This window comes from Chitinimonas koreensis, from assembly GCF_014353015.1.
Taxonomy (GTDB): Bacteria; Pseudomonadota; Gammaproteobacteria; order Burkholderiales; family Chitinimonadaceae; genus Chitinimonas; species Chitinimonas koreensis.
The window spans coordinates 2,335,538-2,351,383 of sequence record NZ_CP060704.1 but is presented as its reverse complement, the minus strand read 5'-3'; the positions used below and the strand labels follow the sequence as shown (position 1 = coordinate 2,351,383).

Below are 15,846 nucleotides of genomic sequence, written 5' to 3'. Positions count from 1 at the left end.
TTTCGCGGCTAGGGCCGCGCCCGCAACATCCTTGCCGCCGCCGCTTTGACGTAGAATCGCGCGTTTTGCCCGCCCGTTGGAACCGCCATGTCCCCATCGCTCAGGAAGTCGCCCGCCGGCGCACCTTCGGCATCATCTCCCACCCCGATGCGGGCAAGACCACGCTGACCGAGAAGCTGCTGCTGTTCTCGGGCGCAATCCAGCTCGCCGGTACGGTGAAGGGCAAGAAGACCGGCAAGTTCGCCACCTCCGACTGGATGGAGATCGAAAAGCAGCGCGGCATCTCGGTCGCCTCCTCGGTCATGCAGTTCGACTACCGCGAGCACGTGATCAACCTGCTCGACACCCCCGGCCACCAGGATTTCTCGGAAGACACCTACCGCGTGCTGACCGCGGTCGACAGCGCGCTGATGGTGATCGACGCGGCCAAGGGCGTGGAAGAGCAGACCATCAAGCTCTTGAACGTCTGCCGCCTGCGCGACACGCCGATCGTCACCTTCATGAACAAGTACGACCGCGAGGTGCGCGATTCGCTCGAGCTGCTCGACGAGGTCGAGTCCATCCTGAAGATCCAGTGCGCGCCGATCACCTGGCCGATCGGCATGGGCAAGACCTTCCGCGGCGTCTACCACCTGCTCAACGACGAGATCCTGCTGTTCTCGCCGGGCGAGGACAAGGCCGGCCAGGAAGTGGCCGAGGTCATCAAGGGCATCGACAACCCGCGGCTGGACGAGCTGTTCCCGCTCGAGATCGAGCACACCCGCGCCGAACTCGAGCTGGTGCGCGGCGCCTCGCATCCGTTCGAGCTCGAAGCCTTCCTGGCCGGCACCCAGACGCCGGTGTTCTTCGGCTCGGCCATCAACAACTTCGGCGTGCGCGAGATCCTCAACGCGCTGATCGACTGGGCGCCGGCGCCGCAGCACCGCGACGCCACCGCGCGCGACGTGCAGCCGGACGAGGAGAAGTTCTCCGGCTTCGTGTTCAAGATCCAGGCCAATATGGATCCCAAGCACCGCGACCGGATCGCCTTCCTGCGCGTCTGCTCGGGCAAGTTCGAGCGCGGCATGAAGATGAAGCACCTGCGGCTCGAGCGCGAGGTGGCGGCGAATTCCGTCGTGACGTTCATGGCCTCGAGCCGCGAGCAGGTCGAGGAGGCCTACGCCGGCGACATCATCGGCGTGCCCAACCACGGCAACATCCAGATCGGCGACAGCTTCAGCGAAGGCGAGAAGCTGGCGTTCACCGGCATCCCCTACTTCGCGCCCGAGCTGTTCCGCTCGGTGCGGATCAAGAATCCGCTCAAGCTCAAGCAGCTGCAGAAGGGCCTGCAGCAGCTCGGCGAGGAAGGCGCGGTGCAGGTGTTCAAGCCGCTGTCGGGCGCCGACATGATCCTCGGCGCGGTCGGCGTGCTGCAGTTCGAGGTGGTGAAGAGCCGGCTGGAGAACGAGTACGGCGTCGACGCGGTGTTCGAGAGCTGCTCGATCCACACCGCGCGCTGGGTGAGCTGCGAGGACGTGCGCATGCTGGCCGACTTCGAGAAGAACCTGGTGCTGAACCTGGCGCGCGATGCGGCCGACAACCTGACCTACCTGGCGCCGAACCGGGTGAACCTGCAACTGACCGAGGAACGCTGGCCCAAGGTGCGCTTCCACGCCACGCGAGAGCACGCCGCTAAGCTTTGATGGCTTGTTGAGACATCGCAACCTGCAGATGAGCGCCCGGCAAAGCCGGGCGCTTGCGTTTCGTGGGTGCGGAACGAGGCGGCGTTTCCTGATCCACCCCTACGCCCCCGCCCTCGCCGCCGCGAGGGCGCCGCGCTGACGCTCGTTCGCGCTCCGTTGGTGCGGCAGTTAGGCGTGTCGCTGCGCTCATGCCGCTATCGGCGCTGATGTCGGACTGGATCGGCTTTTAAGCCTCTCTCCCGTGCACGGAGAGGGTGAGGGCCGGTTCTATGAAAAGCAGCCCTCACCCGGCCCTCCGGGCCACCTTCTTCCAAGACCGGGCAACTTGGACTCCCGCCCGCACGCGGGAGAAGGGTCGCGTGCGATTCGACAGTCAGGGATTTAAAGGCATAAGCCCCTTTGTCGACGGCCGTGCTCCTACCGGGTCGGAATTCAAAACCTGCCCGGCTCCACTCCCGGCGATGGAATGCACCGCATGTAGGAGCGGCTTCAGCCGCGAATGGCCGATAGCGTGCCTTCCGCCATTCGCGGCTGAAGCCGCTCCTACCAAACCATCCTCTCCTTCCTGCCTCCCCGCCCCAAGGCTGTTACCTCGTGTCACGTCACCCAACTTGGCATGCCGCGCGTATCGCCTAGATTGAATCGCAGAGGACCGGCACCCGGCCGGCCGCACGATCGGAACCCCGCCGCATGGATCTGCCCGGCGCCACCCTGGCCGAATCGCCCGCCGCGTTCGCCGCTCCGCTTCGGTTTGCAACCGGCGCAGTGCGGCGCGCCGGCTGGGTATTGGCCGGCTGGCTGTGCCTGAGCCTGCCGGCGCTGGCCGTCGGCGCACGCTGGCATCCGGGCTGGGATGCGCTTGCGCTGCTGCCGTTGCTGGCCTGGGCGGCGCAGCCGGCCGCCGAACGGCGGGCAGGCCTGGCCGGGCTGCTGGCCCTGGCGCTCGGCGCCGGCCTCGATTTCCGCCGCCTGCCGCCCGACGCACTGGTCGCGCTGTGCACGCCGCCTGGCGGCGCCGATCTCGGCCTGATGCTGCGGCTGCACCTCGACGGCCTGCCCTGTGCACTGGCGGCGATGCTGCTGGCGCAGCTGGCCTGGCTGGCGGCCGACCCGCAGCGGCGCGGCCGGCTCGCAGCCTGGCTCGGCGCGCTGGCCATGCTGCCGGCGATGCTGCTCGGCATGGCCGCCGCGGCCTGGCTGGCGCCCAGGCTGGGTCTGCCGCTGACGGCCGGCGCGCTGCTGGCCGGCATGGCCGCCGGCATGCTGGCCAGCCATGGCCTGGTCCCGGCCGCGCATCGCCGCCCGACCGTTCGTAAGCCGGCGCGCTGAAAGCACGCCGGGACGCTATCACTAGCGAAGAAGCAAACGAGCTGCCGCCGCCATGAGCGGCAGCCGACAACAGGCAGCCAAGGAGGATTTCATGCACCGGTCCACCGCGTTCCCGCTCACGCCCGTCCACTGACCTGCCGCGCAGTCGCCCGCTGCGTCGCGGCCCCGCCGCGCCGTCGCGCCTGCTTGCGCGCCCATCGCCCACGGAGTCCATCTTGGACCAACACGCCCGCCCCGACGCCGAGCCGGCCCCATCGGAACAAGCCGCATCGGCGCCGGCCGCGCCGTTCGTGATCGGCATCCCGATCTACGACGGCGTCGACCTGCTCGACGTCGCCGTGCCCTACGAGCTGTTCAACTGGATGGCGCAGTGCGAGCGCGAATTCCTGCCCGATGCGCCGACGCGGCTGGTGCAGCTGGTGTCGGTCGACGGCCGCGAGGTGACCACCCGCGACGGCCTGCGCTTCGGCGCCGACCTGCTGCTGGACAAGTGCGGCCAGCTCGACCTGCTGTGGGTGCCAGGCGGCGATCCGACCCGGCTGCAGCAGCTGATGCTCGACGCCCGCTTCATCGACTTCCTGCGCCGCCAGAGCGTGCACGCGGGCCACGTCGCCTCGGTCTGCGAGGGCGCCATGCTGCTGGCCGCCGCCGGCCTGCTCGACGGTTACCGCGCCACCACCCACTGGGCCTTCATCGCCTGTCTCGGGCTGTTCCCCGACATCCGCGTCGCCGACGGCTATCCGCGCGTGGTGATCGACCGCGACCGCATCACCGGCGGCGGCATCTCGTCCGGCCTCGACGAGGCGCTCGAGGTGATCGCCCTGCTGGCCAACGACGAAGTGGCCGAGAAGGTCCAGCTGTCGGTGCAGTACCAGCCGCATACGCGCTTCGATTCGGGCGATCCGTCGGTGGCGCGGCCGCCGGTCTACCAGCCCGGCAGCGACCGCCAATGCAGCATCCCCGGCATGGCCGAGACCATCCGCAAGGTGCTGTACCCGTCCGGCGCCTGAGCCGCGCCCCGCCCCGATCCGATCAACGACCAGGAGAAACCAGCATGACTCCCACCCCGGCCGCCCCGAGCGGCAGTGCGCCCCGCCGAGTCGGACGATCGGCCCATCTCGCCCGGCTGCTGGCGCTGGCCGGCCTGTGCGCCGTGCTGTCGCCCGAGGCGCTGGCCGCCACCGCGGGCTGCGCCTACCAGCGCATCGACGTCGACAAGTACGGCCACCAGGACCTGGTCAACCCGCCCAGCATCAGCTCGCGCAACGGCGCGCTCGAGACCGTGCTGGCGACGCGCTACACCGACCCGGCCACGACCCGCATCGCCGGCTGCCCGGTCACGCTGCGCACCTACAACGGCCAGCTGGTCGGCCCGACGCTGCGGGTCAAACCCGGCGACGTGATGGATATCCAGCTGCAGAACCAGCTGCCGCTGGAAACGCCGAACCAGGTCGCGGCGCAGTTCCAGCAGGAGGCGCAGAACGCCTTCCTGGCCACCCAGCCGGCCTCGTTCAACACCACCAACCTGCATACCCACGGCCTGCACGTCTCGCCGACCGGCAACAGCGACAACGTGCTGCTGGCCATCGCCCCGGGCAGCAGCTTCCCCTACGAGATCAAGCTGCCGGCCAACCACACCCGCGGCAGCTACTGGTACCACGCCCATACCCACGGTTCGACCTCGATCCAGGTCGGCAGCGGCATGGCCGGCGCGCTGATCGTCGAGGACGACGAGGCCAAGATCCCGGCCGCGCTGCGCGAGGCCAACAAGCGCGAGAAGGTGATGGTGTTCCAGACCATCCTGTACGACACCGACGGCCGGCTCGACGACATCACCGCGCTGTTCCCCTCGCCGAGCAAGGCGGCCCAGTGCCTGCAGCCGGCCAACCGCAAGACCTGGAACTGCTCGCTGCGCCGCGTGACCATCAACGGCCAGATCGTGCCGCGCATCCGCATGCGGCCGGGCGAGGTGCAGCGCTGGCGCATGATCGATACCGCCTTCCGCGAGTCGTTCAACATCGCGCTCGAAGGCCATGCGCTGCACGAGATCGCGCTCGACGGCATCTACCTCGGCCGCATCGATACCTGGCCGGCCGACACCACCACCGGCATCGAGCTGCAGCCGGGCTACCGCAGCGACGTGCTGGTCAAGGCCAGCGCCAAGCGCGGCACCTACAAGCTGCTCGACCTCGGCACCCCGCTGGGCCGCGCGATCTCCAACGTCGCCGAGCCGCGCAACGTGCTGGCCGAAGTGATCGTCGAGGGCGACCCGATCGACATGAAGCTGCCGACCCAGGCCGAGATGGCGCCGCTGGCGCCCTTCCCCGGCGTCGACCTGACCACCAGCGCCGACCAGGTGCAGCAGGTGGCGTTCAAGCTCGGCCAGGACGTGCAGGGCCAGAAGAACTATTTCCAGGTCAACTACCAGGCCTTCAGCCACACCCATGTGCGCCAGGTGCAGCTCAACGACACCGACCTGTGGTCGGTCAGCACCGTCGGCGATCCGCCCGGCGTGCCGAACGGCATCCCGCCGGCGCCCCACGTGTTCCACATCCACGTCAACCCGTTCCAGGTCCAGCAGGCGCGGCCCGACGGCAAGAACGCGCTGGTGTGGAAGGACACCGTGCTGATCCCGGCCGGCAACGTGGTCGACCTCTACACGCGCTACCTCGACTACATCGGCAAGTTCGTCATGCACTGCCACATCCTCGACCACGAGGACCTGGGAATGATGGAAGTGGTCGAGGTGGTCGACGCGGCCAACGGCGTGACCACCGGCCATCACTGAACGGCATTCGGCGCCCCGCAGGAGCGGCTTCGGCAGCGGATGGCGATTCGGGACGTACGGCGATTCGCGGCCGAAGCCGCTCCCACGGAAGACCTGCGCCGAGGTCGAGGGAGGTCGGGCTTTACGCCCGGCGGCAATGGCGATCGGCGGCGCTGTCGGGCGTGAAGCCCGACCGACGGGAATGGTGGCGGCCATCTGATATTCACCGGCCCGGGTAACAGGCCGGGCCCGCAAAGGAGGACACATGGGACACGACGACAAGCAGGGCGGGAAGCCGGCGGCGGGATCGCGGCTGGACCGGGTCAGGCAGATCCTGGACCGGGCGGTGGCCGACACCGCCTACCGCGACGAGGAACGCTTCTGGCGGCTGCCGCTGGCGGCGCTGCTGGAGCACAGCCTCTACGGCGTGCGGCTGATCGCGCCGCCCAGGCCGGCCGGCGGCAGCTGCTGCCACAAGGCCGCGGCCGGCCCCGGCCGCGGCGACGAATCGGGCCTGGTGCGCGGCCTGCGCGGCCAGGCGCCGTTCGACGGCACGCGCTTCCCGCGCCTGCCCTGGGGCGGTCAGCCGGTGGCCGAGGCCGACATCCAGTTCATCGCCGGCTGGATCGACGACGGCTGCCCGGACGACCGCATGCTGGCCGACTATGCGCTGCCGCCCGAGGCCGGCGAGCCGGGCCCCGTCCAGATCGAGCAGCAGGAGACCACCGCGTCGCCCTCGGTGCAGGCCCAGGTGTTCGAGGTCTACGGCGGCGACGTCAATACCTGGCGCCAGGCCGGCGGCGGCCTCAAGCAGCGCATGAACATCGACTGCCTGAACCCGGCCCAGCTCGAGCGGCTGCGCTACGCCTTCCGCGAGATGTACGCGCTCAACAAGTGGCCCGAGGACGCGCGCAGCTACAACAACCTGGCGCTGATCCACCAGAACCACTGCCAGCACGGCTGGGAGCGCTTCCTCACCTGGCACCGCGTCTACCTGTACGAATTCGAGCTGGCGATGCAGGAGCACGCGCCCGAGGTGACCATGCCCTACTGGGACTGGACCATGGCGCACTACCACCCGGGCAAGCCCGAGACCGGCTGGATCATCCCGCGCGCGCTGCAGTGCTTCCTGACCGAGGACTCGCTGCCGGTGCTGGCCCGCCACGGCATCCCGGTCGCCGGGCTCGCGCCCCTGGTCGGCCTGCACTACGCCAGCCAGCAGCGCTTCTTCAATGCGGTCGGCCAGGCGATCGGCGCGCGCTACACCGTGGGCGAATACCGCGAGCGCTTCATCGACGCGCTGCTCGACGCCAACCCGCTGTGGTACCCGCTGCGCTACCCGGCCGAGTTCGGCAGCGGGACGATGAACACCGTCATCCATTACCACTACCCGACCGCCGACGACATGCGGCAGATCTTGTCGCTGCGCACCTTCCGCGACTTCGGCGGCGGCGGCGACTACAACGACGCGTTCGGCTTCCTCGACCAGAACCCGCACAACACCATGCACATCTGGACCGGCGGCATGAACCCGCAGTACGGCGCCCAGCCGGCCGTGCCGGACGACCGCAACAAGGGCGTGCAGGTGGCCGGCCGGCGCTTCCACAAGCGCAGCGACCTGTACAGCCAGCCGCAGTTCGGCGACATGTTCAGCAACCTGACCGCCTCCTACGACCCGGTGTTCTGGCCGATCCACGCCAATATCGACCGCACCTGGTGGGAATGGCAGCAGGACCACCCGGACGCCGCCCCGGCCGATCTCGACGCGGTGCTGACGCCGTGGAGCTACACCGCGCGCGACACGCTCGACGCCAGCCGCTTCGGCTACGAATACGTGCGCGGCTCCTACCTGGTGCCGGTCGGCCTCGCCTCGGCGGTCGGCCGCTTCGTCTCGCAGCCGATCGCGGTGGCCGAGCCGGTGCGCGCGGCCTTCGGCCAGGCCGAGGTGCGGCTGCACCGGGTGCCGCAGCTGCCGCGCTCCTGCTTCGTGCGGGTGTTCCTCAACCTGCCGGACGCCAACGCCGAGACGCCGCTCGACCATCCCAACTACGCCGGCTACCTCGCCATCTTCGGCCACGGCCCGTGCTACGGCGGCCCCGGCCATTGCGACATCCCGGCCGCCCGCAAGGAATACGACCTGCGCCCGCGCAGCCACAACACGCCGCGCAACCACCGCGTCGACGTCAGCGCCGCGGCGCGGCGGCTGCTCGACGGCGGCGCCGAGTCGCTGCAGATCACCCTGGTGGTGATCGGCGCCGACTACCGCGAGGAGAAGGAACTGCTGCGGCTCGAAGGCGTATCGCTGGCCTTCCTGGACTGAACCGGACACCGGACGAGGAAAGAACATGCACAACGACACCCCGCCTACTACCGCATCCACCCCGGCATCGGCATCGCCCGGCTGGGCGACAGCCCCGACGCCTTCTGCATCTCGCCCGAAAAGCCGGCCGCGCTGCCGCTCGACTGCGACGAGATGGGCAACCCGCTGCTGTCGCCCGACGGCATGAGCGAACGCACCGTCACCCAGTTCAAGGACCCGCAGGGCCGCATCAAGCGCCAGGCCGCGCGCTTCCACCTCTACGTCTACGACGAGGCGAGCCCCGAGGGCCGGCCGCTGAAGATCGGCGACCGGGTCAAGGGCGGCGGCAACGAGGGCACCCTGGTCGACATCCAGTGGCGCGTCTACCTGGCCAACAAGAAATCGGTCTGGTACGAGTTCAACAGCCTGCAGGGCGAACACGGCTACCAGGAGAACGACCCCAACCAGCCGCGCCGCAACGCCGACATCACCGACGCCGGCGCGCGCCAGCGGCTGATCATCGACCCCGGCGCGCAGATCGTGAACGCCACCACCCGGCGCCGGGCCCGCTTCGACCGCGAGCGGCCCGACCAGTACGCGCCGACCTTCCCGCCGCCGCTGCAGCCGCGCTCGATCGACACGCTGGGCGAGCTGCGCACCGACGGCGAGGGCCGGCTGCTGGTGCTCGGCGGCCACGGCCACTCGGGCAGCTTCAAGACCGGCTTCGGCCAGCCGCGCATCGACACCTACGCCAACAACGACGGCTGGTTCGACGACACCTCGGACGGCCCGGTGATGGCTCGGCTGGTGATGTACTGCGAGAACGTCGGCCGGCTGCGCTACGTCGACGTCGAGGGCCCGGCCTGGGTGATCGTCGGCTACCCGGCCTACGTGCCCCAGGTCCTCGACATGATCACCATGGACGACGTGGTCTACGACATGGGCATCCGCCAGTTCGCCACCCGTACCGACCTCTACGGCCAGCCCGGCGGCTACGACCGGCCGGTGCAGATCCCGCCGACGACGTGGCCGCGCTGGCGCACTGGCAGGCCGGCAAGCGCGAGTGGAACCGCGACTACTACCCGTGGTTCTACCGCGACGTCTGGCCGATCCTGTTCCGCGCCGACGAGATGACCCACCTGAACAATGTGCTGGAGCAGTCGAACTACCCGCACAACCAGACGCCGCGCGGCAATTTCGACCCCGACAAGCTGTCGCAGCCGCCGCGGGTGAACCAGCGCGCGGTCGACCGCGACCAGGCCGCGGCGGTGGAGCGCAATGCCGCGGGCGACCTGCTGCTCGACGCGCTCGAGCCGGCGCTGACCCGGCTGGAGCGCGGCGGCCACTCGCTGGTCGACGTGCTCGACAAGCCGCTGCCCGGCGCCAAGGGCAGCGCCGCCGAGGTGATCAGGGCGGCCGCCGCCCGCTTCGGCGCCGCGGTCTGCCCGCCCGAGGCCGGCGCCGGCGAATCGCCGGCCACCTACCTGGCGCGCTGGAAGGCCGCCTATGCCGCCTCCTGCCAGCCCGAATCGGCCGGCGACCACTACCAGGCCGCGCGCGACGTCTTCGACAAGGTGATCGCCAAGCTGCTGGCCAAGCTCAAGGCCGCCGCCGAACCGGTGCCGGCGCCGCGGCTGCTGGCGCGGCGCCGCGGCAGCGAGATCGCGCCCGACGGCACGCCCGAGGACCAGAGCATCGAGGACGCCGTCGAGCGCGTGCTGAAGGAATACTTCACCGGCAAGCTGCTGGCCGCGCGCTTCGCCAAGATCGTCGCCGACCGCAGCCACGATCCGTTCGGGCCGAACCGCACCTTCCTGTTCGACCTGCTGCGCCAGCCGGGCGAGGAGAACGAGTTCCGCCTCGACGCGCGGCCCAACAGCCGGGTCTACAACCTGCCGCTGATGCCGCTCCTGGCCGGCGACAACCCGATCAACAACCTGACGCCGTCCAAATTCCTGCGCCTGACCGACTACCAGCTGTTCATCCTGCGGCAGTGGGCGCACGGCAAGTTCTACAACGAGGTCGAGCGCGGTTGGGTGCCCAAGGACAGCGTCGACCCGTGGCAGCCCTACCAGGGCTGGCAAAACAAGACCGGCCAGGAACTCGACCAGGGCGTGCTCAGCAATCTGCTCGGCGGCGCCTTCTGCCCCGGCGGCGAAGTCGGCTGGATCATGCGCAATCCGTCGATCTACCTGAAGCCCTACCGGATCAAGGCCGATCCGGGCTTCTGCAACTTCCAGCAGACCGCCGCCGAGGCCAACCAGCGCCAGTTGCCCGAGGACAGCTACCTGTCGGTCGGCAGCTCGGACCTGAGCCAGGACAGCGACTACGCCACCGGCCTGCAGCCCGGCGACCTGACCAAGTCGATGGCGCTGCCGTGGCAGGCCGACTTCAACGAGTGCACCACCCAGCTGATCGATGTCACCTACCCGCTGTGGAACAGCATCGACCCGGCGGCGCAGGACGACGTGCGCATGAAGCTCGGCCAGCAGAGCTGGGAGACGCTGTGGTGGCCGGCGCACCGGCCGCTGCAGACCTACGAGGTGATGGGCTTCAGCGCCAGCGGCTCGCCCAACTACCAGTTCATCGAATGGGCGCGCGGCGTGCCGCAGACGCTGGCCGGCGACCTGAAGATGGTCACCGAGTGGTCGCGGCTCGGCTTCGTGGTGCGCAACCCTTACCTGCCGGCCGACCAACTCGACCAGCCCTCCCCCGACCTCAAGTACATCAGCGTAGAACGCAACGGAAAGGAAGCCCCATGAGCCACCACGACCGCAATCCCTTCGTCGGCAGCTGGACCTACCGCAGCCTGCTCAACGACCCCGACGGCAGCAAGGCCTTCAACGACCTCGAGTTCGGCGAGGGCACCATCGTGATCGAGGACGGCCCACCCGAGCTCCTGACCGGCACCATCGGCGGCCCCGGCTGGTCGCTGGCGCTGCACGGCTCGCGCGGCTACGGCTCGCCGGCCCAGGTGCGCTTCCAGGGCAAGGGCCTGGTCGGCGGCGCCGAGTGGATCTACGACTACATCGGCTGGCTGGTGCCGGTATGGCCCAACAGCACCGCCACGCTGCAGCGCCCGGCCATCGTCGGCTCGGTGGTGCGCACCATCCCGCACCCGGCCTCGGGCGGCGGCGTGTCGCCGGCCGGCGTGGTGGCGTCGTTCTACGCCGTGAAGGTGGACTGAACGGCCTGCACGCCCCGTAGGAGCGGTCTGTAGGCGTGGCTTCAGCCGCGAATCGGCTGTTCGTATCCACGCCGACCATTCGCGGCTGAAGCCGCTCCTACGGGCATCCGCAGACGTAGGTCGGGCTTTGCGCCCGACAGCGCCATCGGCCTGAATCGCCGTCGATCAAGAAAGTCGCCGTCGATCAAGCTCGCAGTCGGGCATGAAGCCCGACCTACCGACCGGCAGCCCGAACCTCCTGTGCCCGCTCGAATCCCATCATCCATGCCCAAGCTCGATTGCGACGTCCTGATCCTCGGCGCCGGCCCGGCCGGCTGCGCCACTGCGCTGTCGCTGCGCGCCCATGCGCCGGCGCTGCGGGTCGTGCTGCTCGGCGGCGGCATGGTGCCGCAGGCGGTCGGCGAAGTGCTGCCGGCGCTGGCGCGGCCGCTGCTCGGCCATCTCGGCCTGTGGCCCGACTTCGTCAACGCCGCCTTCCTGCCGGCCCATGCCTCGGCCGCGGCCTGGGGCCGGCGCGAGGTGGTCGAGAACCATTTCATCCACTCGGCGCGCGGCCACGGCTGGCACCTGGATCGCGCGCGCTTCGACGCGCTGCTGCAGGCACGCACCGCCGCCGCCGGCGGCGAGCTGCTGGCCGGCCAGCGGCTGCGCGCCATCGAGCGTGCGCCGGGCGGCTGGCTGGCGACGCTGGACGACGACACGCGCATCGCGGCGCGCTTCGTGGTCGACGCCAGCGGCCGCCAGGCGGTGCTGGCGCGCCTGCTCGGCCTCGAGCGGCAGCGTGCCGACAAACTGGCGGCGTACATCGCCTACCTGCCCAACGGCCGCGACGGCGATCCGCGCACGCTGATCGAGGCGCGGCCCGACGGCTGGTGGTATACCGCGCCGCTGCCGGGCGGCCGGCGCGTGGTCGGTTATCAGACCGACGCCGACCTGGGCCGCCAGGCCGGCTTGCAGAAGGTGGAGAACTGGCTCGACGCGCTGGCCGCCACCGACTGGATCGGCCCGGCCATGGGCAAGGATGCCGGCGCCGGCTGGCTGGCCCCGCCGGCCGGCATCTGGGTGCGCCCGGCCGGCACGGCGCGTGCCGCGCAGGTATGCGGCGACGACTGGCTGGCGGTCGGCGACGCCGCGATCAGCTTCGACCCGCTGTCGTCGCAGGGCATCTCCAAGGCGCTGCGCGGCGGCATCTTCGCCGCCTACGCGATCGCCGACCGGCTGCTGCGCAACGACGGCCAGGGTCTGCAGCGTTACCGTACCGTGCTCGAAGTCGAATTCGCCGACTACCAGGCCGCCTACGCCGACTACTACGGCCGCGAGCGGCGCTGGCCCGATGCGCCGTTCTGGCGGCGGCGGCTGGGGCCGCAGGCCAGGGCGGCCGCCTCGTAGCCTGGCGGAGCGTTGCATGTCCCCGCCTGCCATTCGCGGCTGAAGCCGCTCCTACACACTATTCCGGCATGAGTGCTGGCTCGACGAAGCGCGAACGAGCGCAGCGAGGCTCCCTCTGGACCACCCCACGAAGTCCTCGACTTCGCGGGGAGCCCGGTGGCGGCGTGGGCGGGAGGAGTCGGAATGGATCAGGGGGCGACCACCGTTCCAGCCCTCGCCAAATGCAAGCGCCCGGCTATGCCGGGCGCCCGATCGATCCATCGAGCTTACTCGGACCGTCCCTCGGAGCGAGCGATGAATTGCCCCAGTTGCTGCATGGTCGCGTCCAAGGTGCCGACCGCCTGCGCGATCGCGTCGGTCGAGCTGCTGGCGGCCGACATGTCGGCGCGCAGTTCGGCGATGTCGGTCGCGATCGCCTGGAACTGGCCGGCCTGGCGTTCCTCGTGCTTGGCCACCGCGCCGATCAGGCCGGCGACGCGGCCGGCGCCGGCGATGATCTCGTCCAGCTTGGTGCCGGCCTCGGCCGCGCTGGCGTTGATCTCGCGCATGCGCTCGGTGCCGTCGCGCATCGCGTCCATCGCCTCGCCGGTGCCGGTCAGGATGGCGCCGATCTTCTCCTCGATCTCGCGGGTGGCGCTGGCGGTGCGTTCGGCCAGCTTGCGCACTTCGTCCGCCACCACCGCGAAGCCGCGGCCCTGCTCGCCGGCGCGCGCCGCTTCGATCGCGGCGTTCAGCGCCAGCAGGTTGGTCTGGTCGGCGATCTCGCGGATCGCCTGCACGATGCCGCCGATCTCGTCGCTGCGGCGGCCGAGCTCCTCGATGCGCTGGGCCGAGCGGGCCACCACCGCCGAGGCCTTCTCCAGATTGGTCAGCGTCAAGCCCATCGCCTTACCGCTCTCCTGCGCCAGCCGGCCGGCCTCGACCGCCTCGCGCGCGGCCTGGCCCGACTGCTCGGCGCTCTGCTGCGTCACCGCGGCGATCTCGTCGATGGTGCGGCCCATCGTGTCGGTCTCGCGCACCTGGTGGCGCATGGTCTGGCTGATCGAAGCGGTGCGCTCGCTGATCTGGGCGGTCTCGGTCGAGGCCGTGCCGATCGCCGAGGTCACCTGGCCCAGCATCTGCTGCATCGCCGCGCTGCCCTGCTCGGCCTGGCGCCGCGCCTGCTCGGTCTTGGAGAAGCTCTTGTCCTTGCCGATCTCGAACACCAGCGCCAGGAAGAAGATCACGATGGTCAGGCCCATCAGCGAGCGGAACTGCAGCTGCGGGTGCAGCTCGGGCCCGAGCGGGCTCGGCGGCAGGCTCCAGCCGTGCTTGTTGGCCAGGAAGAACAGCACGATGGCGATCAGCGAGCAGGCGCTCCAGAACATGGAGCTGACGCGGCCGCCGATGAACATCGCGGTCAGCGGGATCAGCAGGAACCACGGCGCCGACGACGATTCGATGCCGCCGTTGACGTAGCACATCCAGGTCACCATGCCGAAGCACACCGCGATCGCGTATTCGCGCGTCAGCAGCAACAGGCCGCTCAGCTTCATCACGAAGGCCGCCGACAGCATCAGGACGCCGGAGATCAGGATGCCCCAGCCCATCGCGCCATGGCCCAGCTTGAAGTAGTTGATCGCGAAGATCGGCACGAAGATGGCCGCCAACAGCGTGGCGCCCGCGATATTGCGGGCGCGGCTCAGATCGATCGGGTTCTGGCGCAGCGCATCGGGAATGAACCAGTCGATGACGTTGCCAAGGGTCTGCGCAAAGGACATGGGGGCTGTCTCCGTTTAGTTGCCGCCTGTCGCGGTCTACTTGGCAGTGTATAGCAAGCGCTCGAATCGACCGGCAAAAAAACAGCCCGGTCGGGCGACCGGGCTTGGAATAGGTACAAAGGAGAATAAAGGAGAAACGTATCGAAGCGGTCAGAACAACATTCGACATTTATTATTTTCTTATATAGTCGAGTAAAAAGTCAAATCCACCGCCGCAGGCACCGCGGCGGTGCCTTGCGCGGCAGTTCGCCGGAACGGGGTGGAAGCGTGCCCGGAGCCCGTATAATCGGGCCTTTCCGCCCGAACAAGACGTCCGCGCCATGCAAGAAGCACTGCCCGCCCTGCCCGATCCGCGCCGCTACGCCGCCGCCCCGACCCACCCGCTGCATGCACTGGCGCAGACGCTGCTCGGCGAGCGCGACCTCGGCCGCATGGTGGCCGCCGAAGCCGCGCTCGATGCCGAACTCGACCGCCTGCTGGCCGGCGACCTCGACGCCGAACTGGCCGCCGCCCAGGCCAATGCGCCCTCGGCTGCCGTGCAGGCGCTGCTGATCGAGCGCCTGCGCATCCGCGTCGCCCGGCCGGCCGCCGGCGCCGCCCGCCATGCCGTGCTGTTCGCCCTGCCCATCGTGCTGGTGGCCGGCGTGCGCGGCCAGCACACGCTGCCGGCCCGGCTGCCCGACGTCGGCGCGGTCAAGCAGCTGCTGGTCGAGCACGGCGTCTTCGCCCCCGGCGCCGACGTCCACCTGTCCGCCCAGCTGATCGACCGCGAGCAGTTGCTTGCGATCCCGGCCAGCCGCCTGGCGCGCTGGCGCGACACGCTGCAATACGCCGGCCGCCTGCCGCACGATTTCGAAGAGCGCCCGATCGAGGTCAACGGCGACGGCGTGTTCCTGCGCTACCTGGTCGGCACCGCGATGCAGGACGGCGAAGCCCAGCCGGCCGTGCGCCTGAACGCGCCGCCGGCGCAGTGGGCGATGGCGCTGACCAAGCTCTTGGGCGAGCAGCTCAAGCACGACGCGCTGACGCTGTTCCCGCTGCCGCGCGCGCCGCAGGCCTGGCTGGCCGCGCTCGACGACGGCCGGGTGGCGCAGCAGGAGATCCGCTTCCAGGTGTTCGCCAGCAATACCCTGCGCCAGCTGCGCGAACGCGGCGAGACGCCGGTCGCGGTGCTGTCGAGCCACGAGGGCGGCGAGCTGCGCGTCACGCTCGGCGCCGAGCGCAACGGCGAGGAATGGGCCGGCTTCATCTGGCCGCTCGGCCCGCTCGATCGCGTCGAGGTGCTGCAGCAGATGATGGTGGGCCTCCTGCGCGAGTGCCATCACGACGCCTTCCGCGTGCTGGAAGAAGTACTGCCCGCGATCAAGGACGACCTCCCCTACTTCCCCCTGCCGTCCGAGCTGCCGGCCCGGCCGGCCCTGCATTGAGGGTTC

At 69.9% G+C, this 15,846-nt stretch carries 11 protein-coding genes; 10 read left to right on the top strand and 1 reads right to left on the bottom strand.

The genetic code is table 11. The features are described 5' to 3' along the window. Positions 1-95 precede the first annotated feature (95 nt). The 9 genes from H9L41_RS10130 (at position 96) to H9L41_RS10095 (ending at position 12,653) form a co-directional block, all read left to right on the top strand. A complete protein-coding gene (locus H9L41_RS10130) occupies positions 96-1,682 on the top strand; it encodes a peptide chain release factor 3 (protein ID WP_308419660.1) in 1,587 nt (528 codons plus the stop codon). Between the two features lie 690 nt (positions 1,683-2,372). Then, positions 2,373-3,011, top strand: coding sequence for a hypothetical protein (locus H9L41_RS10125; RefSeq protein WP_028448101.1), 639 nt, complete (start codon positions 2,373-2,375; stop codon positions 3,009-3,011). Between the two features lie 215 nt (positions 3,012-3,226). Next, entirely contained in the window at positions 3,227-4,021 is a 795-nt protein-coding gene (locus H9L41_RS10120; protein ID WP_308417345.1) for a DJ-1/PfpI family protein, read from the top strand. A gap of 44 nt (positions 4,022-4,065) precedes the next feature. Further along, complete coding sequence (locus tag H9L41_RS10115; RefSeq protein WP_051319429.1) at positions 4,066-5,799, top strand: multicopper oxidase family protein; 1,734 nt, start codon at positions 4,066-4,068, stop codon at positions 5,797-5,799. Between the two features lie 244 nt (positions 5,800-6,043). Continuing rightward, on the top strand, positions 6,044-8,098 hold the full coding sequence (locus tag H9L41_RS10110) for a tyrosinase family protein (protein ID WP_051319430.1): 2,055 nt from the start codon (positions 6,044-6,046) through the stop codon (positions 8,096-8,098). Between the two features lie 54 nt (positions 8,099-8,152). Continuing rightward, complete coding sequence (locus H9L41_RS24605) at positions 8,153-9,211, top strand: LodA/GoxA family CTQ-dependent oxidase (protein ID WP_308419659.1); 1,059 nt, start codon at positions 8,153-8,155, stop codon at positions 9,209-9,211. Beyond that, positions 9,103-10,839, top strand: a complete 1,737-nt coding sequence (locus H9L41_RS24600) for a LodA/GoxA family CTQ-dependent oxidase (protein WP_265583986.1) — start codon at positions 9,103-9,105, stop codon at positions 10,837-10,839. The genes H9L41_RS24605 and H9L41_RS24600 overlap by 109 nt, the downstream gene beginning before the upstream one ends. Beyond that, positions 10,836-11,264 (top strand): hypothetical protein, encoded by a 429-nt coding sequence (locus H9L41_RS10100; protein WP_028448104.1) that lies wholly within the window; start codon positions 10,836-10,838, stop codon positions 11,262-11,264. The genes H9L41_RS24600 and H9L41_RS10100 overlap by 4 nt, the downstream gene beginning before the upstream one ends. 264 nt (positions 11,265-11,528) lie before the next feature. Beyond that, positions 11,529-12,653: a tryptophan 7-halogenase gene (locus H9L41_RS10095; protein ID WP_028448105.1), complete on the top strand. Its 1,125-nt coding sequence runs from the start codon at positions 11,529-11,531 to the stop codon at positions 12,651-12,653. Positions 12,654-12,919: 266 nt separating this feature from the next. Here the strand turns inward: H9L41_RS10095 and H9L41_RS25705 are convergent, their stop codons facing one another. After that, entirely contained in the window at positions 12,920-14,413 is a 1,494-nt protein-coding gene (locus H9L41_RS25705) for a methyl-accepting chemotaxis protein (RefSeq protein WP_028448106.1), read from the bottom strand. 320 nt (positions 14,414-14,733) lie between these two features. Here H9L41_RS25705 and H9L41_RS10085 point away from each other — a divergent pair, with 320 nt between their 5' ends. Further along, positions 14,734-15,840: a hypothetical protein gene (locus H9L41_RS10085; RefSeq protein WP_028448107.1), complete on the top strand. Its 1,107-nt coding sequence runs from the start codon at positions 14,734-14,736 to the stop codon at positions 15,838-15,840. Positions 15,841-15,846: the final 6 nt, after the last annotated feature.

Bases quoted from the DNA above. Each gene is read 5' to 3' on its own strand.
- H9L41_RS10125 (WP_028448101.1), top strand. From the start codon at position 2,373: ATGGATCTGCCCGGCGCCACCCTGGCCGAATCGCCCGCCGCGTTCGCC.
- H9L41_RS10115 (WP_051319429.1), top strand. From the start codon at position 4,066: ATGACTCCCACCCCGGCCGCCCCGAGCGGCAGTGCGCCCCGCCGAGTC.
- H9L41_RS10110 (WP_051319430.1), top strand. From the start codon at position 6,044: ATGGGACACGACGACAAGCAGGGCGGGAAGCCGGCGGCGGGATCGCGG.
- H9L41_RS10100 (WP_028448104.1), top strand. From the start codon at position 10,836: ATGAGCCACCACGACCGCAATCCCTTCGTCGGCAGCTGGACCTACCGC.
- H9L41_RS10095 (WP_028448105.1), top strand. From the start codon at position 11,529: ATGCCCAAGCTCGATTGCGACGTCCTGATCCTCGGCGCCGGCCCGGCC.
- H9L41_RS25705 (WP_028448106.1), bottom strand. From the start codon at position 14,413: ATGTCCTTTGCGCAGACCCTTGGCAACGTCATCGACTGGTTCATTCCC.
- H9L41_RS10085 (WP_028448107.1), top strand. From the start codon at position 14,734: ATGCAAGAAGCACTGCCCGCCCTGCCCGATCCGCGCCGCTACGCCGCC.